This window comes from Nocardia transvalensis, from assembly GCF_015477765.1.
Lineage (GTDB): Bacteria > Actinomycetota > Actinomycetes > Mycobacteriales > Mycobacteriaceae > Nocardia > Nocardia transvalensis_A.
Window position 1 is genome coordinate 686,439 of the sequence record NZ_JADLQQ010000003.1, and the last position, 22,024, is coordinate 708,462.

Below are 22,024 nucleotides of genomic sequence, written 5' to 3' on the forward strand. Positions count from 1 at the left end.
CTGTTCCTACCGGCCGGGGCCGGAGTTCCAGTGATTCTATCGGTGACAGCTATGGCCGATATTCCCGGTCTCCGGCGGGAAATACGAGTGTGATTCGAATTACCCCGGGCGACCAGCGATGATGAGTCCATGACTGATGCCGACGAACCGACTCCGATCGACCAGCGCGAGGCCACGCGATCGGCTGCCCCGTTCATCGCCGCCGCCGTGGTGGCGTTGCTGGTGATAATCGGCGTCGTGGTGCTCGCGCTGACGCGACCGGCTGAGAAGAATGTCACAGAGGCCGACCGGATAGCCGTCGCGGTTCGCAACTTCGCCACCGCCCAAGGTGATGACGACGCGGCCCGGCGTGCCACTACCGCATGCGGCGGCTTCGAGGCCGCCAAGTCCCCGCTGGGCCCGGATGCCGTCGGCAAAAAGGTCGAGATCGCGAAGGTGGCCGATACCGAGGTCACCGGCGACCACGCCAAGGCGACGGTTACCGCCGCGATCGGCGGCCGTGAGCAGACCGCGACCTGGAACCTTGTCAAGGCCGACGACCGCTGGTTGGTCTGCAATTCCTGAACCACGCCCGCATCCTGTTTGACAAAAACAACTCTGACCAGGCACTCTCACTCTCAGGTCATGAGTACCAGCGCCAAGCCCCGGCTCGCTGGTCGGCAACCCTCCTCCGCGGTGGGGTGCTCCGGGTGACGACCTGGCCACGCGCCGAAACCGGCGCGGCAAGTGCGGATTCTCGAGGAGGTTCCCCCAGATGAACGACCAGACTTGTTGTGAGGTCCTGCCATGAGCTACGCGGGCGACATCACTCCGCAGCAGGCGTGGGACCTGTTGCGCGACAACCCGGATGCGGTGCTGATCGACGTGCGCACCGAGGCCGAATGGCGGTTCGTCGGAGTGCCCGACACCAGCCCTCTCGGCAGGCCCGCCGCATTGATCGAGTGGGTCGACCTCACCGGATCGCCGAATCCCCGGTTCGTGGATCAGCTGAAGGAGGTCCTCGCCGACCGTGACCCGGACAGCGATGCGCCGGTGATCTTCCTGTGCCGGTCGGGTCAGCGCTCGATCGGTGCGGCGAAGGCGTCGACCGCGGCCGGGTACGCACCCTCGTTCAATGTGCTCGAGGGTTTCGAAGGGCCCCTCGACGCCGACGGGCATCGCGGCGGCGCCGGCTGGCGCGCCCGCGGGCTGCCGTGGAGGCAGTCGTGATCACCGGGGGCGCATTCGACAAGCCGCTGCCCCCGGGTGTCGGCCCGGCGACCCTGGGTGTGCGTGGCGGCCTGCGGCGTTCGGGCTTCGAGGAGACCGCCGAGGCGCTGTATCTGTCCTCGGGTTTCGTCTACGAGAGCGCCGAGGCGGCCGAGGCCGCGTTCACCGGCGATGTCGAACATTTCGTGTACTCGCGCTACGGCAATCCGACCGTCGCCATGTTCGAGGAACGGATGCGGCTGATCGAGGGCGCCGAGGCGTGTTTCGCCACCGCCAGCGGTATGGCGGCCGTATTCGTCTCGCTGGCAGCCCTTTTGGGAAACGGTGATCGGCTGGTGGCCGCGCGCAGCCTGTTCGGATCGTGTTTCGTGGTGTGCAACGAGATCCTGCCGCGCTGGGGCGTGGAGACCGTATTCGTCGACGGCGAGGATCTCGACCAGTGGGAAGCGGCGCTGTCGCAGCCGACCCAGGCGGTGTTCTTCGAGACCCCGTCCAATCCGATGCAGACGCTGGTGGATGTGCGGCGGGTGTCGGAACTGGCGCATGCCGCGGGCGCAAAGGTGGTGCTGGACAACGTCTTCGCCACCCCGCTGCTGCAGCGCAGTCTCGAGCTGGGCGCGGATGTGGTGGTGTATTCCGGGACCAAGCACATCGACGGCCAGGGCCGGGTGCTCGGCGGCGCGATTCTGGGCCCGCAGGACTACATCGACGGCCCGGTGAAAACGCTGATGCGCCACACCGGCCCGGCGCTGAGCCCGTTCAACGCCTGGACGCTGGTGAAGGGCCTGGAGACCATGCCGCTGCGCGTGCGTCAGTCGGTGGAATCCGCGCTGCGGATCGCCGAGTTCTTGGAGCAGCATCCGGCCGTCGCATGGGTGAAATACCCGTTCCTGCAGTCGCATCCGCAGCATGCGCTGGCGCGTGCGCAGATGAAGGGCGGCGGCACCGTCGTCACCTTCGAGCTGGTCGCCGGGAACGAGAACGACGCCGCCAAGAAGCGCGCCTTCGAGGTCCTCAACCGCCTGCGCATCATCGACATCTCCAACAACCTCGGCGACGCCAAAACCCTGGTCACCCACCCCGCCACCACCACCCATCGCGCGATGGGCCCGGAAGGCCGTGCGGCAGTGGGCATCACCGACGGCGTGGTCCGCATCTCCGTCGGCCTCGAGGACGTCGAAGACCTCCTCGGCGACTTGGACCAGGCGCTCGGCTAACCAGCCGCACCCCTTATTCACAAACGCACCCCGCGCAGGCCCTGCACGGGGTGCGTTTGCATGCACGGGGTGCGGCTGCCGGGCGCCTGTTGACAGAATGCTGTCAAGATGACAGGATATTGTCATGACTAAGGCAGTGCACATGGCGGTTTACGACACCTTCTCCGACTGGGAGCTCGGGTATGCGACGGCGCATATCAATCGGGGGATGTGGCAGCGGGAGCCGGGGACTTGGCAGGTTCTGACGGTTGGGGTGAGCAGTGCGCCGGTGACGTCGGCGGGTGGGATGCGGGTGGTGCCCGATGTGGTGCTCTCGGAGTTGTCGGTCGCCGACAGTGCGATGCTGTTGCTACCGGGTGCGGACACCTGGGAAACCGGTGCTCTGGCGGCGTTCGGCGAGAAGGCGCGGGAGTTTCTGGGGGCGGGGGTGCCGGTGGCGGCGATCTGCGGGGCCACGTTCGGGCTGGCGGCCGCGGGGCTGCTCGATGATCGCCCGCACACCAGCAATGACCCGGAATACCTTGCGATGAGCGGATATTCGGGTGCCGGGCACTTCGTGCACCGCCCGGCCGTGACCGACGGTGAACTGATCACGGCCACCGGCACGAAGCCGGTGGATTTCGCCCGGGAGGTGCTCGCCCGCCTGGACATCTACGAGCCGCACATCCTCGACGCCTGGTACGCGCTGTACGGGCACAACGATCCGCAGGGCTTCTACACCCTCGCCGAGTACGAGGCGCAGCGCGCCCCGCGGGAGGTCTGATGCCGGACCCGAAATCGGAAGCGGCACTGTTCAGCACGGCGGCGATCACCTCGTTCAAGCTCAACGGCCAATTCCTCGCGATTGCAGAGGAATTGGCCCGCCCGGCGGGGATCACCGCCGCCTGGTGGCAGGTGCTCGGCGCGGTCCTGCACGAGCCCCTGCCGGTCGCCGGTATCGCCCGCGAGATGGGCATCACCCGCCAGAGCGTGCAACGCATCGCGGACCTGTTGGTGGACAAGGGATTGGCCGAATACCGCCCGAACCCGGCCCACCGCCGCGCCAAACTAGTCGCCGTCACCGATGCCGGTCTCGCGGCGGTTCGTCGCATCACACCCAGGCACGCGGTGATCGCCGAACGCCTTGCGGCAGAACTGGGTACCGCGAAGCTCGCGCAGATCGTCGACGCTCTGACCACCCTCTCCGCGGCACTCGACGCGATCGACAGCGATTAGGGCCCGTGCTCAGACGGTGAACGGATTGCTGGTCCGGCCCACCAGATCCGCCACCGAATCAATCACCAGCGTGGGCCGATAGGGGTACTGCTCCACCGACGCCCGCGTCGAAATACCCGAGGTGACCAGGATGGTGCGCATCCCCGCCTCGAGCCCGGAGATGACGTCGGTGTCCATGCGGTCACCGATCATCACCGTCGACTGGGAGTGCGCGCCGATCCGGCGCAGCGCCGACCTCATCATCAGCGGGTTCGGCTTGCCGACGTAATACGGATCCTTGCCGGTCGCCCGGGTGATGAGTGCGGCCACCGACCCCGTCGCGGGCAACAGCCCCTCGCGCGAGGGACCGGTCGCATCCGGATTCGTGGCAATGAAGTTGGCCCCCCGATCGACCAGGCGGATGGCGGTGGTGATCGCCTCGAACGAGTAGGTGCGCGTCTCGCCGAGCACCACGTAATCCGGATCGCTGTCGGTGAGCACGTACCCGATCTCGTGCAGGGCGGTGGTGAGGCCGGATTCTCCGACGACGTAGGCGGTCCCGCCCGGCTTCTGGTCGTTCAGGAAGGTTGCCGTCGCCAGCGCCGAGGTCCAGATCGACTCCGGTGGGATGTCCAGTCCGGTGTGTCGCAGGCGAGCCTGCAGGTCGCGTGGGGTGCGGATGGAGTTGTTGGTCAGCACGAGGAACGGGATGTCGTTGGACTGAAGTTCGGCCAGGAATTTGTCGGCCCCCGGCACCAGGTGGTCCTCATGCACCAGCACCCCGTCCATATCGGTCAGGTAGGACAGGATCGGCTCTTCGTCGGCAGTCACCAGCCAATTGTGAGCTATCAGCCTTCCTGATGTGGACAAGTCGGAAGCTTGCTTGCGCGGACTAAGGTCGAAGACGGCCGCAGCGGGGCGAAATACTTGGTCGCCGCCCAGCGCTGCACTCGGTCGACGGGGCACGACCCCCACCATGCAGGCGACAGCGAACAGGAGTGGCGCAGTGAGTGATCTCAAGCTCGGGTACAAGGCGTCGGCGGAGCAGTTCGGGCCTCGTGAGCTCGTCGAGCTCGGGGTCCTCGTCGAGGAGCACGGGCTCGACAGCGCCTCGGTCAGCGATCATTTCCAGCCGTGGCGGCACAAGGGCGGGCATGCGCCGTTCTCCCTGGCGTGGATGACTGCCGTCGGCGAGCGGACCAAGCGAATCCAGCTGGGCACCTCAGTGCTGACGCCCACCTTCCGCTACAACCCGGCCGTGATCGCACAGGCCTTCGCGACCATGGGATTGCTGTATCCCGGCCGGGTCATGCTCGGCGTCGGCACCGGCGAGGCGCTGAACGAGATCGCCACCGGCTACCAGGGCGAATGGCCGGAGTTCAAGGAGCGGTTCGCCCGCCTGCGCGAGGCGGTGGAGCTGATGCGCGCCCTGTGGACCGGTGAGCGCACCGATTTCGACGGGCAGTACTACCACACCGTCGGCGCCTCGATCTACGACGTGCCCAAGGACGGTATCCCGATCTACATCGCCGCCGGCGGTCCGCTGGTGGCCAAGTACGCGGGCCGCGCGGGCGACGGGTTCATCTGTACCTCCGGCAAGGGCATGGACCTGTACACCGAGAAGCTGATGCCCGCGGTGAAGGAGGGCGCGGAGAAGGCGGGCCGCAGCGTCGACGACATCGATCGCATGATCGAGATCAAGATCTCCTACGACACCGATCCCGAACTGGCGCTGGAGAATACGCGCTTCTGGGCGCCGCTGTCGCTGACCCCGGAGCAGAAGCATTCGATCACCGACCCGATCGAGATGGAGGCCGCCGCCGACGCCCTGCCGATCGAGCAGATCGCCAAGCGATGGATCGTGGCCAGCGATCCGGACGAGGCCGTCGCGCAGATCAAGCCCTATATCGACGCGGGCTTGAACCACCTGGTCTTCCACGCTCCCGGCCACGACCAGCGGCGCTTCCTGGATCTGTTCCAGCGCGATCTGGCCCCCCGCCTGCGCGCGCTGTGAGTCGGCGGGCCGCCGCCCATCCCCGGCGGCGGCCTACCGGCCCAGGGATTGGCCGAGCATCATCTGAATAGCGGTCCTGGCGAAGTCGGGCAGTGCCGTCAGGTTGGCGGCATCGGCCAGAGTCGAGGGGACCGTGGTGGTCCGGCACCCTTCGGGCTGTATCGGTTGTCCGGACAGGGCCTTGTCCAGCCAGGCGAACATGCCGCCCGCGCCGGTCAGCATGACGAGAGTGTGGTCACTGAGCAGATCGGGCAGGGCATCGCGGACGTAGGTGATCGACGCCCCGTCGGCGCAGTAGTTGCCGACCATGGCGTCGACCGGGGCGATCGGGCTGACCTCGTCGTTGAGACCGTTGAAGACGTACAGCGGCATGGTCGGGGTGGCGACGGTGCCGCGCGCCCGTTCCGCAATGTGTTCGTGGATGACCGGATCGGCGAGGATCTGCGCCATCGGCACGGTCACCATGTCGTCCACCCGGCGGAACATATTCTTCAGGACGGTCTCACCGACACATTCCCGCCCGGCGCCCGCGACGACGGCCCGCCCGAGCGGAGTCAGATATCCGTCCAACCGGGAGGCGAACTCCTCGGAATCCTTCGCCAGGGCCGCCATGCCGATCGGCAGCAGTCCGCCCAGCAGTCGTCCGTTCGCCGTGTGCAAGGCCGCCGCGAGGTCGGCCACCGGTCCGCCGATCGCCGCGCCGGTGATGTTCAGCTCCGGCGCATACTGCTGCTGCAATTCCGCGGCCCAGTCGGTGGTGATACCGCCGCCGGAGTAACCGCCCATCGCGACTGTGGTTGCGGTGCCGGGCAATCCGAGCGGGGCGAAGTTCTCTGCGGCCCGAATCCCGTCGAGCGCCGTGTAGCCCATCACCCGCGGCGTGAGGAAGTGATTATCGATACCGCTGGCGTCCGGGATCGAGACGGCATAGCCTTTCGCCAGGGCCGAGGCGGTGAGGACGAATTCTATCGACGGAAGCGCCCACGCGGATTCCTTGGCGGCGTTGAAGATATCCATCGGGTTGCTGTTGAGCAGCGAGTAGGACGGCATGCACGCGCGCTGCATGGAGTCGTAGGCCATGTGATACGACAGCAGCGCACGGGATTTCGGCGCACCCTCGGGAATCATGACCGTGGTGACCGAGGCATAGGGCGACCCGTCGGAATCGGTTGTGCGGTACAGCAACTGCCAGCTCTGCGCATGAACCGGAAAGAGGTCCAGCGCTTTGACCACGACCGGTCGGCTCCGCAAAATCGTTCCGGGAGTGGTGTTTTCGTAGCCCTCGGGCGGTGTGTAGAACGGATCGTCGTCGCCCTCGGCGATGGCGGAAGCCGATGGCTCCGCCGAGACCTTCGGCGCCGTCATCCCCCCTGCTACGACGGTCAAACTGAGCGCCAACACCATTGTCACCCAACCCCATCGGCGACCGGATACACCCCTCATTGCCTGTCCCCATCTCTTCCGCTCACCGTTGAACACTCAGTGCGCAAGGCATCGGGTCGAGTCGTGTCCGCCCCCGATTCGTGCAGAACTCCCATCGCCTCGAAGCTTGTGACCCGAGACACATCGACGCTAAGTTCCAAGTCGTTGCACTGTCAAGTCATTGACTTGGTAGTCGGGATGCTGCTACCGGGATTAGCCTGAGCCGCATGGCATCGCAGTCTCCCCGACCGGCGCGGCGCAGCCAGGCAGAACGGCGTGCCGCGACTCGTACGGCACTGCTGGACGCGACCATCACCAGCCTGTGCGAGGTCGGCTACACCGCCACCACCACCCGTGGCGTTGCCGAACGCGCCGGAGTCAGCCAAGGCGCACAGCAACATCATTTCCCGTCCAAGGCCGCGCTGGTCGACGCCGCGCTGGCCCGCTTGGCTCAGCAACTGGCCGAGGATGCCCTGCTGCAACTGACACCCGACGGCGGCACCGAAATCGAGAGATGCCAACAACTCCTGGACTTCCTGTGGCAGTTGCACAACCTGCCGATCGCCCCCGCGGTCATGGAACTGTTCGTACTCACCCGCACCGATCCAGAAATCCGCGACCGCATGTCCACCACCCTCGAAACCGCTTTGAACCTGATGCATTCCGTTGCCGCCCAACGGGTACCGGAGTTGTCGGCTCGACCCGGCTTCCCCCAGTGGCTTCTGCTGGCCGTCGCGGCCATGCGGGGGATGGTGATCCTCGAGCCCGTAGCCCCTTCGAACCCCGGGCTCTCTTGGGAACAGGCACGATCACAACTGATGTCCGCCCTCACGGGCCTGAATGAGAGCCGTCGGTACGAGAGTCGGTAACGCGAGGATCGGTTGCTCGTTACTCGGTGTGGATCGGAGTTGTCTGGGCCAGGGCGATTTTCCAGCCGTCGGGGGTTCGTGTGGTCACGTACGTGAGGGCGCCGGTGGCGGCTGGGAGCGGGTCGGCGTCCGGGCGTCGGTCGTGGACTGTTTTGAGGCAGCTGACGAGGACGGCGTCGGAGGTCAGCGGGCGTATGTCGATGATCTCGACGCTGGTGCGGACATCTCTGAGCGGGCTGCCGAGGGCGGCGCTCATCGCAGACTCGAAGGCATCGCGCCCGAACAGGCGGCGGCCATAGAAGTTCACGATCACCGTCGCCTCGGTGTGCAGGCCCGGGAGTACGGCGGGCTCGGTCTGAGACCGGTCGGCTAAGGCGATCAGGTCACGAATGGCGTGCTCATCCTCGGCCGACAGCAAGGTCTTTCCGTCGGACGCGGCCGTCCCAGGAGTGTTGATCGAAGTCATGCAACGCAGTATTCGACCTGAACCTCAGTCGAGGTCAACACCGCGATGCGAATGCCGTCGCGCTCGCAAGGAAGGCATCCCACTCACCCGGGGTGAAGATCAGCGCGGGACCTGCGGGGTTCTTGGAGTCACGCACGCCAACCATGCCGCGATCGAGGAACGCCACCTCTACACAGTCTTGGCCCCCACCGCTGCGGCTGCTCTTGAACCAGCGAGCTTCGGATAGGTCAACGTTCACGCTCGAACTCCCTTGCTACCTCACGCAACAGGTCCCGGCTCGGCCGAGTATCCAAGGCGGCACGCTGAATTGTCGCGTACGCCTCACGGTACTTGTCTACATCAGCACCGTCCTCGAAGTACATCGCGCCGGTGAAGGCCTCTGCGTAGACCAAGGTCGGCTCCAGAGGTTCGCCCCTCTTGTTCTGGCCGAAGCTCAGGATCGTGAACGGGCCGGTCGACATTCCAACCGGCAGCCCGGCCCGAAAGGGGAGTATTCGTATATCGATGTTGGGCCTCGTGCTCAGGTCGGCAAGGTGGCGATCTTGGGCAGCCATCAACGTCTTCGACCCCACTACGGTCCGAATGGCAGACTCGTGGAAGATGACGGCCAGCGATGCGGGCCGAATCTTGTGCAAGATGACACCCTGTCGCCTCACTCGCAGTTCAACCCGTTTGTCCAACTGCTCCTCCGTGTTGTCCGGAAAGTAGAGCCGGTCGAGGGAGCGGGCGTAGTCGGGTGTCTGCAGTAGGCCGGGTATCGAGCACGGTTGAAATGACGCCAACTCGCGTGCCGACGACTCCAGGCCCATGTAGACATCGAAGTTCGGTGAGATCAACGCACCGTACTTCTGCCACCAGTTCTTCACGGCGGTTTGTTCCGCCAGGGCGATCAGGTCGGCGGTCTCGTCCGGTGGTAGCTGGTAGATCTCGCACAGCACTGCGATGTCATGGGTACGGACGTTCTCGATCTGGCCCTTCTCGAGCCGCTGGAGCGAGGACTTGCTCCATTGCATCAGCCCCGCCGCTTCCACCAGCGTCATCCCGATGGCCAACCGGGCATCTCGCAGGTGCCGACCGAGTTGCCGCCGCGGAAGCGTGCTGTCTCCCTCGGACATCGGTGTTCCCCCTAGCAATAGTTGTGTTTTCCCCAGCTGGGAAATTCTGGCACCGCGAGCGGTACTTGTGCTGGGAAAATCGCGAGATTCTTGGGATTCCCAGTTCTTCCTTCCTTGCTGAGGTCGGTGCGGTCTGCTGTGTACAGGGGTCGAGCGGACAGTAACCATCGCGGCTGCAGCCGGGCGATGCCGTTCCAGAACCGCTGCTGTGCAAGCGGACTCGTACGACATCGCTGTGCTCTGGTCTGTGATGCACTCGGCCGCCGCTCAATCCGATCACTACCGAGAACAGGGAGACGCGGCTATGAACATCAGGAGACCACAAGCGCTGACTCGTGCCGGAGCCGAGATGGCTGTGTTGGTGGTGCTTGCACCGGGTGGGCAGCTTACTGTGCGGCAGTTGGCTGTTCAGGCGGGACTTACCGGGTGGGCTACGCGGGGTGTGATTTCCAGGTTGGAAATTCGTGGGTTGGTGGTTCCCGATCCGCGGCGGGCACGGTGGCGGATCACCGAGCGGGGGATGGCTTTGGTTGCTGCCAAACGTAAGCGGTACGTCTGACGATCTGTGGGGGCTGGAAATGGACGATTTGCGCCGGACCGAGGCCGAGGGGCTCAGGGTGACGTGGCGGCTGGAGGGGCACCATGGGATTCGGATTCTGCAGGTGCGCAAGGTGTCCGACGGCTCGGTGGTGGTGTCTTTCGGGCCGGGCAACCATCCTGACCTGGCCGCGGCACGTGAGTTGCTACCCGATCTGGCCAAGCTCTGGGACGCGGTTCGGCGCGACTTCTGGGCCGTTTTCATTCCGCCACATCCGAATACGCCCAGCGGAGGGGACTCGGCGTGAACGGTAATGCATTGTGGGATCCCTGCGGTCTCGGCGACGAAGTGTGGCGGCAGGTCGGAGTGGATCCGGCGACGCTGCGCTCCGACATAGGCGGAATCGCTCGCATCGAGGGGTTCAAAAGATGTGGCGGCATCGATGTCGAACGGACCTGTGCCGTGGACATCTGGGCACAAATCTATACCGTCGAGGACTTCCGGCGGAAGGAGGTGGGCACGGAATTCATTCCGATCAGCATCGCGGGTCGGGAGGGGCTGCGTTATCGCCCGATTTGTGACCGGACCGGACAACAATGCAGCCTGCTGTTCCCCGCGGCTGTCGGGTCGTTCAGCATCGAGGTGCTGAAGTTGGACCCCCGCGGCCCCGTGGACCCATGTGCCCGCGCTATCGAAGTGGCGACGGTTGTAGTACCACTACTACCCCTATGACCAGCACAGATTGCCCCCTCCAAGCCGCCTTCGGTGTAACCCTCCGGTATCGTCCACATGTCGTAGTTCACTGCTAGGCTTCCACCCAACCGAGGCTGGGTCGGGTCGAAACCAAGACGGACCGAGGGGGTGAGCGGCCATGGCTGAACCGGGTAAGGGGCTACCGGACAAGGGGCAGGGGAACGCCCAGGCGGCGTACGACGCGGCTGTCGCGGGGGAGTTCCGGATGCCCGATGAAGGGGCCGTACGGCTTGCAGCCGCTTGTGACAGGCTGGTTTCAGGGCTGCAGGAAGTGATTCGTCTGGCTGAGCACTTGAACCGGGTATCCGGATTTCCCGCGCTGCCTTCCGGGGAGGGGTTGACGCGGGGCTTCGGAGCAAAGGGGCAGGAGTGTCTCGACACCCTTGTCGCATTTCAGGAGGCTGCGCTCCGCTACAAGGCGGCCTATCTGGCAGCCGGGAAGAAGTTCCCTGAGGCCGAGGCCGCGAACCGCGCCGCGATTCAGCGGGTGGCTCAATATGTGGAGGGAAACAAGTGATCGCGCGCCGTGTCGGCTGGATCCGTTTGGCCGCCTTCTTGGTTGGAGCAGCCGTAACGGCGACGTTGTCCGTCAGCTGTGGATCATCTACCTCGGGCAATCCCACCGGCACGCAGACTTCATCCACGGCCTCCGGTGATGGAAATCTTTCCGGAAAGCCACCGTTTCCGACCCTGACCGCGCCCAGTCTGCAACCGCCCCAACAAGCGAATCGAGGTCGCCCGGACGTCGTGTTCGACCCTTGCACTTGGATCGATGACGACACCATGCGAAAGCTCGGTTACAGCACCGAGTCTCGCAGGCGGCATCCCGTGGCTGACATCCATGGTGAGTACACGTTCCTGTCCTGCCAGTTCACTTCCCCGGACAATGTCTACGGCCTGGCCATCATGTCCGGCAATCGGACTTGGGATGAGGGCCGAGCCAAGTTCACGCAGGACGGCGCGCGTATCGAAGACACCACCATCGATGGCAGACCCGCAATGATCGTCCGCACCAAATCGGCCGATACCTGCGACGTCCTGTTGCAGACGAAGGTGGGGTATGTCGACTTCGTTCGCGACATCGCCGCCTACCTGATCAGTGGACCGGTGCCCGAGAGGTGCTCGGGGATGGTCGATCTGGTGCGAGCAATCATCCCGCGCATCGGAAACAACTAGCGTTTGGAGGGGGCCGTGGGGAGGCGCACCAATAGAGAGATTGCCGGTGATATCAGCCGACAACAGAGCCAGCTTGCTCATACGAGCGGGCTGGGTTCGGCCGGTGTCGATCCAGCCTATGTCCCCGACCGCGAAGTTTTCAATGGGTATACCCACCAACAGATCTGGGATCAGGTACACGAGAAGATCGACATCGGCGCGTTGGGTCAGGTGGCCGACGGCTGGCAGCAGGTCGGGATCAAGCTGTGGGACTTGTTCGATGCGTTCGCCAAGGAGGTTCGGAGCGAATTCGCCTCCTGGTCAGGTGCATTCGCGTCCGCAGCCCAGCAGTCGACCGACGCCTTCGTTCGTGCGGGCAACGAGGCCCACGATACGACGAGGACCGTCTATCAACTGATGTCCTTGAATGCCAGTGCCGCAATGACGGTCAAGAACTCGATTCCGCAACCTCCGGAGCCGTACAAGCCGAGCACGAGTGAGGCATGGGAGGCAGCACATGGCGGAACCGCCCTGCGGCAGTGGCAGGAGCGGGCGGCTGCCCTGGAGGCCGAGGCGCAGGACGCGATGACCTACCTGTACAACCCGACCCTTCCTGCGTCGGGCGACAGCGTGCCGCGATACGTTTCGCCCGCCGCCGGTCCCACACAGCCGGGTGATACCGGTGGTCCGGGATTCGCGTCCGATGGTGACGGTCCGGGAGGAGTCGGCGGGACCGGTGGCCAAGGCGACGGCGTCGCCCAGTCCAAAGACGGACAGTCGGGCGACCAGGGGCAGGCGGGGGAGCATTCTCAGCCAGGGGATCAGCAGCAAGGTGAGGGGGCGCAGTCGACGCAACCCTCGGCAACCGGGGGCGCGGAATCGACCAAGCCTTCCTCGCTGGCGGATGGTGGTAGTGGCGGTGGCTCAGGGGCCGGGGCCACGTCGGGAGAGGCTGCTCGGACCTCACCGGCTGGGGTGGTGGCCGGGGGCTCAGGGCCGGGATATGGGGGTGGTGTCGGTTCTGCCGGTGGTGGGCGTGGTGGCGCCGGTGGGGGTCGTGTTGGTGGGGTGCCGGGCGGGGAAGGTCCGGCCGGGCCGGGGAGATCTGTTCCAGGGCAGCCTCTTTCGACGGCGGCGCAGGCGGCGGCCGTGGCCCGGGGTATGCAGGCGGCGGGGATGGTGGGGGTGCCGATGGGCGCGATGCCGGTTGGGCGTCGGGATGCCGAGGATGAGCAAGAGAAGCAGAGTCCGGATTATTTGCGGCGGCAGTACGAGGAGTTGTCCGAGCTGCCTCCGGCGATGACGCCGGTGATCGGTGCCGATGTCGTCGAAGGTGAAAAGCCCACGTCGTCCTCGAGTGACGGTGCGGAAGGCCCACGAGGGGACAGCTAGTGAGATGGACGTTCACGCCGGATGAGTTCACCCATGTGTGGGCCACCGAGGCCGGGCTGGATCGGCGGCCCTATCCCATCAACCTGGCTCCGCGTGGTGTCGTCACGACCGAAAGTAGAAGGGCCGCTTTGCGGCTCGAGGAGCGCTATCCGTTCAACGGGGATCCCGATCTGACCGGGACGCTGCGGTTCATCGCCCGGACCGACGTCACCACGATCACCGCCTTCGGGGACCGGTTCGTCGACGGGGAACGGCAACCGGACCCGATCCTCGCCCTCGGCGTCGCGTTCTCCGATTGGGGCGCAGCGGTTCTCGCTACCCGCGACACGGTGACCGTCGTATCCTGCCATGCCCGCAATGTCGCCAAACACCTGTTGACGGTGATCGGGTCCGCACCCGCCGGAACCCTCGCACCCATGCGTGAACCTCGGGAGGCGGTCCTGTTCCCCGACCGCGATCGGTGGCAGGAGACCGAGGCCACTCGCCGCGCCAAAGCGATGCGCCGAACCCTGCACCGACCCATCGATGCGCGCGGCTACCTCACCGTCACCGTGCTGCCCGAGGACGAGATGTCGCCGCCTCCACAGCATCGGACCTGGCTGGATTTCACCGGCGACGGCCGCTACGTGCTCGCCGTCGACCACGACATGACCCTTACTCCGGTCAGCGACGATGAGCTGGGCCGGTACATCAACCGCCTGGCTCGAATCGGCTAGGACAGAATCGGCTAGGACAGCTGCGCGACGTCGGTCGTGCTGCAGCCGGTGGGAGCGGGGGCATCGCTGTCGAGGCGTCCCGCGAGCCAGTTGTCCGAGGGAATTCTGCCTCTGTCCCCGATCGAGTAGTGGTCGGCGCCGAGGTCGTGCAGGTAGGTCACCGGAGTGCCTGCGGTGCAATACTGTTCGACCAGCCGATCGGTGGTGGCGACGGGGACGACTTCGTCGCGCATGCCCTGGTACAGGTACAGCGGGGCGGTGGGAGCCGGGGTGCCGAGGGTGATGTCGTCGAGGACGCGGGCGACCTCCGGAAGCGCGAAGAACTGATCCATCGGCAGGTTCAGGTATCGCTGCCAATCGGTGAACATGTACCGGAAGTTGTTGAGGATCAAGCACTGTGACCGCAGCGTGTCCAGTGCGCCGACGCCCTCGGGTGACATGTGTGCGCGCACCGCCGCACCGAAGTCGGGGTAGGCGTCGGCCAGCGACGCCAGGACGGCACCGGCCAGGCCGGAGGAAACCGTGCCGTTGGTGTTCTCGACCGCGAGGGCCGGTTGGGGCACTGGGCTGCCCATCGCGACACCGGCCAGATTGATCTCGGGGGCGTACTGCGGCTGCATCTGCGCGGCCCAGCCGGTCGCCAGACCGCCGCCCGAGTTGCCGAACAGGCCGACCCTGGTGTGCTCGTTCAGACCGAGCGGGGCGAAGTGTTCGGCGGCGCGGATACCGTCCAAAATCATGTAGCCGGGTTCGCGGGCGACCGCGAAATGTCCTTGGCGGCCTTCGAAATCGGCCACCGACACCGCCCAGCCGCGCTGCAATTCCTCGGTGATATCCGGTATTTGCATGGCGGCGGCATTGGCGGGGGTATTCGGCAGCCGGAGTTGATACGACGTCACACACGTCGGACCGGAACTGTTTTCATAGGCCTGATCGGCCACCAGGGGACGATTCTCGCGCGCATCCTTCGGAAGCAGCACCGTCGTCACGGTGGCGTCGGGACGGCCATCGACGTCGGTGGTGCGGTAGAGCAGCTGCCAGGCCGAGGCGGGAACCGGCAGGGTCACCTCGACCGGCCGGGACCGCAGCACGGTTCCGGGCGCGGTGTCGACGAAATCCGCTGGTGGCTGATAGAACGGATCGCTCTGCGGCGCCGGTGGGACTAGGTCTGCCCGGGCCGTTCCCACTCCCGTCCAGGTCAGTGCCAGTGCACCGAACAGGGCCAGCGTGGCGTGCGAGAACCGGCGCAACGCCGACGAGCGCCGCTTGACGGCAGTGCGCATATCCGTGCTCCATGACGTCTACTGAATTCTCTTCCGGACGGAAATAGTAAACGACGCGGCTGTTCGGTCCCCGCCGATGTGGCCGAGGCAACTTTGCTCAGGCGCGGGTCAGGGCGAAGATACGCAGATCACGAGTGGTGCGGTTGCGATAGGCGGCGTATGCCTCGGTGGTTTCGACGAAGCGGGCGAAGATGTCGTCCTTTTTTGCCGGATCCTCGACCAGTTCGGCACGGACGGGAATTCGTTCCCCCGCGATGGTCACCACCGCTTCCGGATTGGCCAGCAAATTCGCTGTCCAGGCCGGGTGGTGGGCCTGGCCGAAATTGCTGCCGATCACGTACAGCACATCGCCGTCGTGCACGTAGAGCAGGGGGCTGGTGCGCGGCTGACCGGATTTGCGGCCGATGGTGGTCAGCAGGATGACCGGCGCGCCGATCGGGCCGAGCACCGTGTAGCGGCCCGCGGTGCGTTCGAGCAGCTTCCGGTCCAGCGGGGTGAGCTTGCGGACGACGAACGAGCCGACCTTGGTCGCCGCGAACGGACTGGCCACCCGCGAGAGCACATTCGTGCGCGAGCCCCACTGGCGATCCGGAAACTGTGCTGTCATGACAGGGATCCTAGGCACGGCGCCGCCTTCCCTCATCCCGGTGTGATTTTCCAGGAAGTTGCCACGCTGGCCACTGATCGGCCGTTTGCTCTCACTAAGCTCGAGATCATGGCCGAACCTGCTCCGTCCACCGTGTACATCGCCTCGCTGGAGGGCGACACCGGCAAGTCGACGGTGGCGCTGGGCATGCTGCATCTGCTGTCCGCGACCACGCCCCGGGTCGGGGTCTTCCGTCCGATCACCCGCTCCACCAGCGGCCCGGACTACATCCTGGAGTTGCTGCTCGAGCACTGCACGGCCGATATCGAGTACGACCAGGCCGTCGGCGTCAGCTACGAGCAGGTGCACGCCGATCCGGACGCGGCGATCAGCGAGATCGTGATGCGGTTCCACGAGGTCGCCAAGGTGTGCGATGCGGTCGTCATCGTCGGCAGCGACTACACCGACGTCGCCGGCCCCAGCGAACTGCGCTACAACGCGCGCATCGCGGTCAACCTCGGCGCCCCGGTGCTGCTGGTGCTGCGCGGCGCCGATCGCACGCCCGCCGAGATCGAGCAGGTCGCCGAGCTGTGCCAGAACGAACTCGCCCAGGAGCACGCCAAGGCGATGGCCATCATCGTCAACCGCTGCGATCCCGAGGCGCTCGATGAGGTCGCCAAGTCGTTGCAGGGTGCCGGGGTGCCGTCCTGGACGCTGCCGGAGGTGCCGCTGCTCACCGCGCCCACGATGACCGAGCTGTGCGATGCCATCCACGGCGAGATGTACTCCGGCGATCCTGAGCTGATGCAGCGCGAGGCGTTGTCGGTGATGGTCGGCGGGATGACCGCCGAACACATTCTCGAGCGGTTGAGCGACGGCGTGGCCGTCATCGTCCCCGGTGACCGGTCCGACGCGCTGCTCGCACTGGTGAATGCCCATGAGGCCGAAGGCTTTCCGTCGATGTCCGGCATCATCATGAACGGCGGGATGCTGCCGAATCCGGCCATCGCGCGACTCATCGAGGGCCTGAAACCCAAGCTGCCCATTCTCACCACTCAGTTGGGCACCTTCGACACCGCCAACGCCGCCGCGCACACCCGCGGGCGGGTGTCGCTGTCGAGCATCCGCAAGGTCGACACGGCGCTGGCGGTGATGGAGCAGCGGGTCGACGGGCGCAAGCTGATCGAGCTCATCGAGGTTCCGGTGCAGTCCGTGGTGACCCCGCAGATGTTCGAATATCAGCTGGTCGAGCGGGCCCGCGCGGACCGGCGGCGGATCGTGCTGCCCGAGGGCGACGACGATCGCATCCTGCGCGCGGCCGGGCGGGTGCTGCAGCGCAAGATCGCCGACCTCACCATTCTCGGTGACGAGGCGGCGGTGCGGGGACGGGCCGCGGAGCTGGGACTCGATATCGACGCGGCACAGGTGCTCGACCCGCGCACCTGTGACCTGCGCGAGGAATTCGCCGAGAAGTACGCGAGCCTGCGCGCGCACAAGGGTATGACCGTGGAGCGGGCGCGCGAATTCATGGGCGACATCTCCTATTTCGGCACCATGATGGTGAACGAGGGGATTGCCGACGGCATGGTGTCGGGCGCCGCGCACACCACCGCGCACACCATCCGGCCCGCGTTCGAGATCATCAAGACCCAGCCGGGTGTGTCGACTGTCTCCAGCGTATTCCTGATGTGTCTGGCCGACCGGGTGCTGGCCTACGGCGATTGCGCGGTGGTGCCGGATCCGACCGCCGAGCAGCTGGCCGATATCGCGATCTCCTCGGCCCGCACGGCGGCGCAGTTCGGTATCGATCCACGGGTGGCGCTGCTGTCGTATTCGACGGGCGAGTCCGGGAGCGGCGCCGATGTCGACAAGGTGCGCGAGGCCACCAAGCTCGTGCACGAACGGGCTCCGGAGCTGCTGGCCGAGGGGCCGATCCAGTACGACGCGGCGATCGAGCCGTCGGTGGCCAGCGCCAAACTGCCGAATTCGCAGGTGGCAGGGCGGGCGACCGTGTTCATTTTCCCCGACCTGAATACGGGTAACAACACGTATAAGGCGGTGCAGCGCAGCGCGGGTGCGGTGGCCATCGGGCCGGTGCTGCAGGGTCTGCGGAAACCGGTCAACGACCTGTCCCGCGGGGCGCTGGTCGCCGACATCGTCAATACCGTGGCCATTACCGCGATTCAGGCGCAGGCGGAGCCGGAATGAGCAGCGCCACACGGTCACCTCGGAAGGTGGGAAGGCCGTGTGGAGTTGCACCGAATACCGGTTCCGGTACCAGCCGGAATGAGACGTCCGAGGAGGCGTGATGCAGGTCCTGGTGATCAACTCCGGCTCGTCGTCGATCAAATACCAACTGCTGGATCCGATGTCGGGCACGGTCGCGGCGTCCGGGCAGGTGACGCGGATCGGGGAACCGGTCGCGCAGGGTGCTCCCACCGTCGAACATCACAGCGAGGGGCGGACTCTCGAACACGACGGCGCGATTCCCGACCATGCCGCGGGGCTGCGTGTGGTGTTCGACCTGTTCGCCCGCAGTGGGCACGATCTGGCCGGTGCGGGGCTCGCCGCGGTGGGGCATCGGGTGGTGCACGGCGGGGAGGTGTTCTATCGGCCGACGCTCATCACCGACGCGGTGGTCAAGTCCATCGATGAGTTGTCTTCGCTTGCGCCGCTGCACAATCCGGCGAATGTGACCGGGATCCGGTCGGCGCGCGAGCTGCTGCCCGAGGTGCCGCAGGTGGCCGTCTTCGATACCGCGTTCTTCCACGGGCTGCCCCCCGCCGCCAAAACCTATGCCATCGACGCGAAAGTGGCGGCGGCCCATGGTATTCGGCGTTACGGGTTCCACGGGACCTCGCACGAGTACGTGTCCGAGCAGGTCGCCGAGTTGCTGGGACGCGATCCCGCGTCGGTGAACCAGATCGTGTTGCACCTGGGCAACGGGGCGTCGGCCTCGGCGATCCGGGGCGGCCGCGCGATCGACACCACCATGGGCCTCACGCCGCTGGAGGGGCTGGTGATGGGCACCCGGTCGGGCGATATCGATCCGGGAATCATCCCGCACCTGGCCCGCACGGCCGGTCTCGACATCGACGGCATCGATGAACTGCTGAACCGGAATTCGGGCATCAAGGGACTGTCCGGGGTGAACGACTTCCGGGCGCTGTTCGAGCTGATCGACTCCGGCGATGCGGCCGCCCGCCTCGCCTACGACGTCTACGTGCACCGGCTGCGCCGCTACATCGGCGCCTACCTGGTGGAACTGGGTCGAGTGGATGCGATCACCTTCACCGCCGGTGTCGGCGAAAACAACGCCCAGGTTCGCGCCGACGCCCTGGCGGGCCTCACCCGCTTCGGCATCACCGTCGACCCGGTGCTCAACACGGCCAAAGACCGTGCGGCCCGCTACATCTCACCCCCCGAAGCCGAAGTCGCGGCCCTCGTAGTCCCCACCAACGAGGAACTCGCCATCGCCCGAGCCGCCGCCCGCCTGGTACGCCAGTAACGGTTCCCCGGCCACGTCACCGATAGCGCCGTGCGGGGCCGCACTGGTCTCCGGTGAGCCTGTCGCATACCGCCGCACCCCTTGTGGTGCTTCGCACCGGTTGTAGCGGGTGCGAAGGGCAAGAAAGGGTGCGGCTGGGGATTAGAACCAGGTTTTGGCGCGGATGGAGTTGGCCAGGTCGACAAGGGCGTAGCGGTGGGTGCGGCCGGGGGCGGAGCGGGCGAGGGTGCGGAGGGTGGACTCGGCGCCGTGGCGGAGGTCGCGTTCGGTGAAAGGGTCGTCGAAGAGGGTGGCGTCGGGGAGTTTGGGGGTGCGGCCGGCTTGGAGCCAGGCCAAGGCGGCGCCGAGGACGAGGGCGCGCATCTGTGGGACGCGGTGCTCGCCCGGTGGGAGGGATTGCACTCGGGCGGCGGCGATGTGGAGGGTGGATTCCTCCAGGTCGGCGACCGGGACCGCGGTGAGCAGCAGCAGGACCGCGGTCATGCGGGCCTCGCAGTAGTGGCGGGAGGCCGCGGGGACCTCGTCCAGGGCTCGCACGGCCTCGGTGATGCGTCCGGCCGCGGCGAGCTGCCGGGCCAGGCCGAAGGCCGCGCTCACCACGCCGCGATCGGTTCGCCATACCGTGGCGTAGAACTTTTCCGCATAGGCCCGCCACTGTTCCGGATCGGGTGAATCCCAGTGCTGCAGCACCAATTCCGCGGTCGCGGCCAAGGCCAGCTTGGGTGCGATCTCGCCGGGCAGCGCCTGCAGCACGGCATCGAAGTGGGCGAAGGCCTGCTCGAAGTCCTGCTCCAGCAGGGCAGCCAGGCCGAGGTACCACTCGACGCGCCAGTCCCAGCCAAAAGCATGCTGGGAACCTGGGAGAGCGGACGCATGCTGGGAACCTGGGGGAGCTGGCGCATGCTGGGAACCTGGGGGAGCTGGCGCATGCTGGGAACCTGGGGGAGCGGGCGTGTGCTGGGAGCCTGGGGTAGCGGGCGCGTGCTGGGAACCGGGGGAAGCGGGCGCGTGCTGGGAACCTGGAGGAGCGGACGCAGGCTCGGCTGCCGGAGAAGCCTTGCGCAACACGTCACGCGCGGCTGCCGGCTGTCCCAGGTCCAGATGGATTCTGGCCTCGGCGAAAGTACATTCGGTTTCGAAGCTTTCGGGGGCTCCGCCCGGTTCGGCCGCGGCGCGCTGCCGGGCGGTGCGTACCGCGTCCAGCGCGTGCTGAGGTTCCGGATGCGCGGTCCCGGCCAGCAGCGCCGCCGAGGGGTCGGCCGGATCGATGAGCGGGACCGGCAGGGCGGCAGCGACATCGCGGGCATTCAGATTCCTGCTGCGGGCGATCCCGTCGGCGTACGCATCGGTCTGCGCGACCAGCTCCTCGGTGCCGAAGCTGGTGCGGGTGGGGCTGAACAACGTCGACAGCTGGGGATGTTCGGTGCCGGTATCGGTGGCCAGAATCTCGCGCAGCACACCGGCCAGCTGGGTGGCCATCAGGCGGGCCGAGGAGAAGCGCCGCTGCGGGTCCGGATCGGTGGCGCACAGCAGCAGCCGATGGAAGAACTCGTGCCGGGCCAGCACGGGTTGGGTTGCCGGATCCGGGATTCCGTCGAGGAAGCGGCCCTTCTCCATCGGCATGTTCAACGTCAGCACGGCCAGCGTGCGGCCCACCGAATAGATGTCGGTGGCCGCGGTGGGACCGGTCCTGGCAATCTCGGGCGCCTGAAACCCCCTGGTGCCGTAAAGATTTCCGTACGACTCGAAGACCGTCACGGCACCCAGGTCGATCAGCTTCACCTGATCCTCGGTGACCATGATGTTGTCGGGCTTGAGATCGTTGTAGGCCAGTTCCAGCGAATGCAGATATTCCAGTGCCGGAAGGATTTCCAGGACGTAGGCGATGGCCTCCGCGACCGGCATCCGCTCCGGCGGCTCATAGCAGTCGACCATGCCGCGCAGCGATTTACCGCCCACGTATTCCATGACGATGTAGCCGACCGGAACACCCTCCGGGTTGGGGTGTTCGACGAAATTGTGGATCTTGACGATGCTGGGGTGCGCCAATTCGGCGAGGTACTGCCGCTCGGCGACGGCCACGGCCTGCGCATCGGCATCGCCGCCGTGCAGCAGGCCCTTGAGCACCACCCACCGGTCGCTCACATTGCGGTCGATGGCCAGATAGATCCAGCCCATCCCACCGTGCGCGATACAGCCCTGAATCTCATACTGCCGGGCCACCATATCGCCCGGCTGCAGATAGGGGCGGAAATCATAAGGCGCACCACAGGTTTCGCAATTCCCGACCGTGGTCGAGGGCCGCGCGGCGCTCGCCCGGCCCACCGGCTTACCGCATCGCCAGCAGAACCGGCGATTCTCCGCCACCACCGGATTCTCGAGCACCGCCCGCCGCGGATCCACCGGCGGCACAGTGGGAATCGGCACCAGCCCGGCGCCGAGCCGACGCACCGTCGGCCGCGTGCGAGCCGTACGCCCGCTCCGCCCGGACGGCTGCGTGAACGCCTGGGTCGGTTGCTCCGTGGACTCGGATCGCTGCGTGTGCTCGCCGGTCTCGTCAGGGTTTTCGTCAGCCGCGGCCATGGTG

General features: G+C 66.3%; 23 protein-coding genes and 1 riboswitch. Of the genes, 15 read left to right on the top strand and 8 right to left on the bottom strand.

The genetic code is table 11. The features are described from left to right. Nucleotides 1–129 precede the first annotated feature (129 nt). From IU452_RS11195 to IU452_RS11215, 5 genes are all read left to right on the top strand, one after another. On the top strand, nucleotides 130–564 hold the full coding sequence (locus tag IU452_RS11195; RefSeq protein ID WP_195108863.1) for a hypothetical protein: 435 nt from the start codon (nucleotides 130–132) through the stop codon (nucleotides 562–564). A 56-nt stretch (nucleotides 565–620) separates the two neighbouring features. Beyond that, a riboswitch (SAM riboswitch) is annotated at nucleotides 621–735 on the top strand. A 51-nt stretch (nucleotides 736–786) separates the two neighbouring features. Then, on the top strand, nucleotides 787–1,209 hold the full coding sequence (locus IU452_RS11200; RefSeq protein WP_195108864.1) for a rhodanese-like domain-containing protein: 423 nt from the start codon (nucleotides 787–789) through the stop codon (nucleotides 1,207–1,209). Next, complete coding sequence (locus IU452_RS11205; protein ID WP_195108865.1) at nucleotides 1,206–2,426, top strand: O-succinylhomoserine sulfhydrylase; 1,221 nt, start codon at nucleotides 1,206–1,208, stop codon at nucleotides 2,424–2,426. Before IU452_RS11200 ends, IU452_RS11205 begins: the two co-directional genes overlap by 4 nt. 124 nt (nucleotides 2,427–2,550) lie before the next feature. Next, complete coding sequence (locus tag IU452_RS11210) at nucleotides 2,551–3,189, top strand: type 1 glutamine amidotransferase family protein (protein ID WP_195108866.1); 639 nt, start codon at nucleotides 2,551–2,553, stop codon at nucleotides 3,187–3,189. Beyond that, nucleotides 3,189–3,641 carry a MarR family winged helix-turn-helix transcriptional regulator gene (locus IU452_RS11215; RefSeq protein WP_195108867.1) on the top strand — a complete coding sequence of 151 codons (453 nt, stop codon included), beginning with the start codon at nucleotides 3,189–3,191 and terminating at the stop codon, nucleotides 3,639–3,641. Before IU452_RS11210 ends, IU452_RS11215 begins: the two co-directional genes overlap by 1 nt. A 9-nt stretch (nucleotides 3,642–3,650) precedes the next feature. Here IU452_RS11215 and IU452_RS11220 read toward each other — a convergent pair whose 3' ends face one another. Then, on the bottom strand, nucleotides 3,651–4,409 hold the full coding sequence (locus tag IU452_RS11220; RefSeq protein WP_195109030.1) for an HAD-IIA family hydrolase: 759 nt from the start codon (nucleotides 4,407–4,409) through the stop codon (nucleotides 3,651–3,653). Between the two features lie 187 nt (nucleotides 4,410–4,596). Here IU452_RS11220 and fgd point away from each other — a divergent pair, with 187 nt between their 5' ends. Continuing rightward, nucleotides 4,597–5,634 (top strand): glucose-6-phosphate dehydrogenase (coenzyme-F420), encoded by a 1,038-nt coding sequence (fgd, locus tag IU452_RS11225; protein ID WP_195108868.1) that lies wholly within the window; start codon nucleotides 4,597–4,599, stop codon nucleotides 5,632–5,634. A 33-nt stretch (nucleotides 5,635–5,667) separates the two neighbouring features. Here the strand turns inward: fgd and IU452_RS11230 are convergent, their stop codons facing one another. Next, entirely contained in the window at nucleotides 5,668–6,999 is a 1,332-nt protein-coding gene (locus IU452_RS11230) for a lipase family protein (RefSeq protein ID WP_195108869.1), read from the bottom strand. Between the two features lie 284 nt (nucleotides 7,000–7,283). Here IU452_RS11230 and IU452_RS11235 point away from each other — a divergent pair, with 284 nt between their 5' ends. Next, the gene (locus IU452_RS11235; RefSeq protein WP_195108870.1) at nucleotides 7,284–7,925 is read left to right on the top strand and encodes a TetR/AcrR family transcriptional regulator; all 642 of its coding nucleotides are present in this window, start codon (nucleotides 7,284–7,286) and stop codon (nucleotides 7,923–7,925) included. Nucleotides 7,926–7,944: 19 nt separating this feature from the next. Here IU452_RS11235 and IU452_RS11240 read toward each other — a convergent pair whose 3' ends face one another. From IU452_RS11240 to IU452_RS11250, 3 genes are read right to left on the bottom strand one after another with little or no spacing between them, the layout of a single operon-like run. Continuing rightward, a complete protein-coding gene (locus IU452_RS11240) occupies nucleotides 7,945–8,391 on the bottom strand; it encodes an SgcJ/EcaC family oxidoreductase (protein WP_195108871.1) in 447 nt (148 codons plus the stop codon). A gap of 34 nt (nucleotides 8,392–8,425) precedes the next feature. After that, nucleotides 8,426–8,629 carry a DUF397 domain-containing protein gene (locus IU452_RS11245; protein WP_195108872.1) on the bottom strand — a complete coding sequence of 68 codons (204 nt, stop codon included), beginning with the start codon at nucleotides 8,627–8,629 and terminating at the stop codon, nucleotides 8,426–8,428. After that, a complete protein-coding gene (locus tag IU452_RS11250) occupies nucleotides 8,619–9,506 on the bottom strand; it encodes a helix-turn-helix domain-containing protein (protein ID WP_195108873.1) in 888 nt (295 codons plus the stop codon). The genes IU452_RS11245 and IU452_RS11250 overlap by 11 nt, the downstream gene beginning before the upstream one ends. Before the next feature lie 578 nt (nucleotides 9,507–10,084). Between IU452_RS11250 and IU452_RS11255 the strand changes: the two genes are divergently transcribed. From IU452_RS11255 to IU452_RS11280, 6 genes are all read left to right on the top strand, one after another. Next, nucleotides 10,085–10,351, top strand: a complete 267-nt coding sequence (locus tag IU452_RS11255) for a hypothetical protein (protein ID WP_195108874.1) — start codon at nucleotides 10,085–10,087, stop codon at nucleotides 10,349–10,351. Further along, complete coding sequence (locus IU452_RS39470) at nucleotides 10,348–10,776, top strand: DUF3558 family protein (protein ID WP_195108875.1); 429 nt, start codon at nucleotides 10,348–10,350, stop codon at nucleotides 10,774–10,776. The genes IU452_RS11255 and IU452_RS39470 overlap by 4 nt, the downstream gene beginning before the upstream one ends. Before the next feature lie 139 nt (nucleotides 10,777–10,915). Next, nucleotides 10,916–11,314 (top strand): hypothetical protein, encoded by a 399-nt coding sequence (locus IU452_RS11265; protein ID WP_195108876.1) that lies wholly within the window; start codon nucleotides 10,916–10,918, stop codon nucleotides 11,312–11,314. After that, nucleotides 11,311–11,973, top strand: a complete 663-nt coding sequence (locus tag IU452_RS11270) for a DUF3558 domain-containing protein (RefSeq protein WP_195108877.1) — start codon at nucleotides 11,311–11,313, stop codon at nucleotides 11,971–11,973. The genes IU452_RS11265 and IU452_RS11270 overlap by 4 nt, the downstream gene beginning before the upstream one ends. 15 nt (nucleotides 11,974–11,988) lie before the next feature. Next, complete coding sequence (locus IU452_RS11275; protein ID WP_195108878.1) at nucleotides 11,989–13,344, top strand: hypothetical protein; 1,356 nt, start codon at nucleotides 11,989–11,991, stop codon at nucleotides 13,342–13,344. Then, the gene (locus tag IU452_RS11280; protein ID WP_195108879.1) at nucleotides 13,344–14,060 is read left to right on the top strand and encodes an ESX secretion-associated protein EspG; all 717 of its coding nucleotides are present in this window, start codon (nucleotides 13,344–13,346) and stop codon (nucleotides 14,058–14,060) included. The genes IU452_RS11275 and IU452_RS11280 overlap by 1 nt, the downstream gene beginning before the upstream one ends. An 11-nt stretch (nucleotides 14,061–14,071) precedes the next feature. Here the strand turns inward: IU452_RS11280 and IU452_RS11285 are convergent, their stop codons facing one another. Together IU452_RS11285 and IU452_RS11290 are read right to left on the bottom strand one after the other, a co-directional pair. Next, nucleotides 14,072–15,343: a lipase family protein gene (locus IU452_RS11285; protein ID WP_195108880.1), complete on the bottom strand. Its 1,272-nt coding sequence runs from the start codon at nucleotides 15,341–15,343 to the stop codon at nucleotides 14,072–14,074. Nucleotides 15,344–15,440: 97 nt separating this feature from the next. Beyond that, the gene (locus IU452_RS11290) at nucleotides 15,441–15,950 is read right to left on the bottom strand and encodes a nitroreductase family deazaflavin-dependent oxidoreductase (RefSeq protein WP_195108881.1); all 510 of its coding nucleotides are present in this window, start codon (nucleotides 15,948–15,950) and stop codon (nucleotides 15,441–15,443) included. Nucleotides 15,951–16,058: 108 nt separating this feature from the next. Between IU452_RS11290 and pta the strand changes: the two genes are divergently transcribed. Together pta and IU452_RS11300 are read left to right on the top strand one after the other, a co-directional pair. After that, on the top strand, nucleotides 16,059–18,137 hold the full coding sequence (pta, locus tag IU452_RS11295) for a phosphate acetyltransferase (RefSeq protein WP_195108882.1): 2,079 nt from the start codon (nucleotides 16,059–16,061) through the stop codon (nucleotides 18,135–18,137). A gap of 100 nt (nucleotides 18,138–18,237) precedes the next feature. Beyond that, the gene (locus IU452_RS11300; protein ID WP_195108883.1) at nucleotides 18,238–19,437 is read left to right on the top strand and encodes an acetate kinase; all 1,200 of its coding nucleotides are present in this window, start codon (nucleotides 18,238–18,240) and stop codon (nucleotides 19,435–19,437) included. 141 nt (nucleotides 19,438–19,578) lie between these two features. Here IU452_RS11300 and IU452_RS38100 read toward each other — a convergent pair whose 3' ends face one another. After that, nucleotides 19,579–22,020 carry a tetratricopeptide repeat protein gene (locus tag IU452_RS38100; RefSeq protein WP_228817133.1) on the bottom strand — a complete coding sequence of 814 codons (2,442 nt, stop codon included), beginning with the start codon at nucleotides 22,018–22,020 and terminating at the stop codon, nucleotides 19,579–19,581. Nucleotides 22,021–22,024: the final 4 nt, after the last annotated feature.

Coding starts and splice junctions, on each gene's coding strand:
- IU452_RS11195 (WP_195108863.1), top strand. CDS start 130: ATGACTGATGCCGACGAACCGACTCCGATCGACCAGCGCGAGGCCACG.
- IU452_RS11200 (WP_195108864.1), top strand. CDS start 787: ATGAGCTACGCGGGCGACATCACTCCGCAGCAGGCGTGGGACCTGTTG.
- IU452_RS11210 (WP_195108866.1), top strand. CDS start 2,551: ATGACTAAGGCAGTGCACATGGCGGTTTACGACACCTTCTCCGACTGG.
- IU452_RS11215 (WP_195108867.1), top strand. CDS start 3,189: ATGCCGGACCCGAAATCGGAAGCGGCACTGTTCAGCACGGCGGCGATC.
- IU452_RS11220 (WP_195109030.1), bottom strand. CDS start 4,409: ATGGACGGGGTGCTGGTGCATGAGGACCACCTGGTGCCGGGGGCCGAC.
- fgd (WP_195108868.1), top strand. CDS start 4,597: ATGCAGGCGACAGCGAACAGGAGTGGCGCAGTGAGTGATCTCAAGCTC.
- IU452_RS11230 (WP_195108869.1), bottom strand. CDS start 6,999: ATGACGGCGCCGAAGGTCTCGGCGGAGCCATCGGCTTCCGCCATCGCC.
- IU452_RS11235 (WP_195108870.1), top strand. CDS start 7,284: ATGGCATCGCAGTCTCCCCGACCGGCGCGGCGCAGCCAGGCAGAACGG.
- IU452_RS11240 (WP_195108871.1), bottom strand. CDS start 8,391: ATGACTTCGATCAACACTCCTGGGACGGCCGCGTCCGACGGAAAGACC.
- IU452_RS11250 (WP_195108873.1), bottom strand. CDS start 9,506: ATGTCCGAGGGAGACAGCACGCTTCCGCGGCGGCAACTCGGTCGGCAC.
- IU452_RS11255 (WP_195108874.1), top strand. CDS start 10,085: ATGGACGATTTGCGCCGGACCGAGGCCGAGGGGCTCAGGGTGACGTGG.
- IU452_RS11265 (WP_195108876.1), top strand. CDS start 10,916: ATGGCTGAACCGGGTAAGGGGCTACCGGACAAGGGGCAGGGGAACGCC.
- IU452_RS11285 (WP_195108880.1), bottom strand. CDS start 15,343: ATGCGCACTGCCGTCAAGCGGCGCTCGTCGGCGTTGCGCCGGTTCTCG.
- IU452_RS11290 (WP_195108881.1), bottom strand. CDS start 15,950: ATGACAGCACAGTTTCCGGATCGCCAGTGGGGCTCGCGCACGAATGTG.
- pta (WP_195108882.1), top strand. CDS start 16,059: ATGGCCGAACCTGCTCCGTCCACCGTGTACATCGCCTCGCTGGAGGGC.
- IU452_RS11300 (WP_195108883.1), top strand. CDS start 18,238: ATGCAGGTCCTGGTGATCAACTCCGGCTCGTCGTCGATCAAATACCAA.
- IU452_RS38100 (WP_228817133.1), bottom strand. CDS start 22,020: ATGGCCGCGGCTGACGAAAACCCTGACGAGACCGGCGAGCACACGCAG.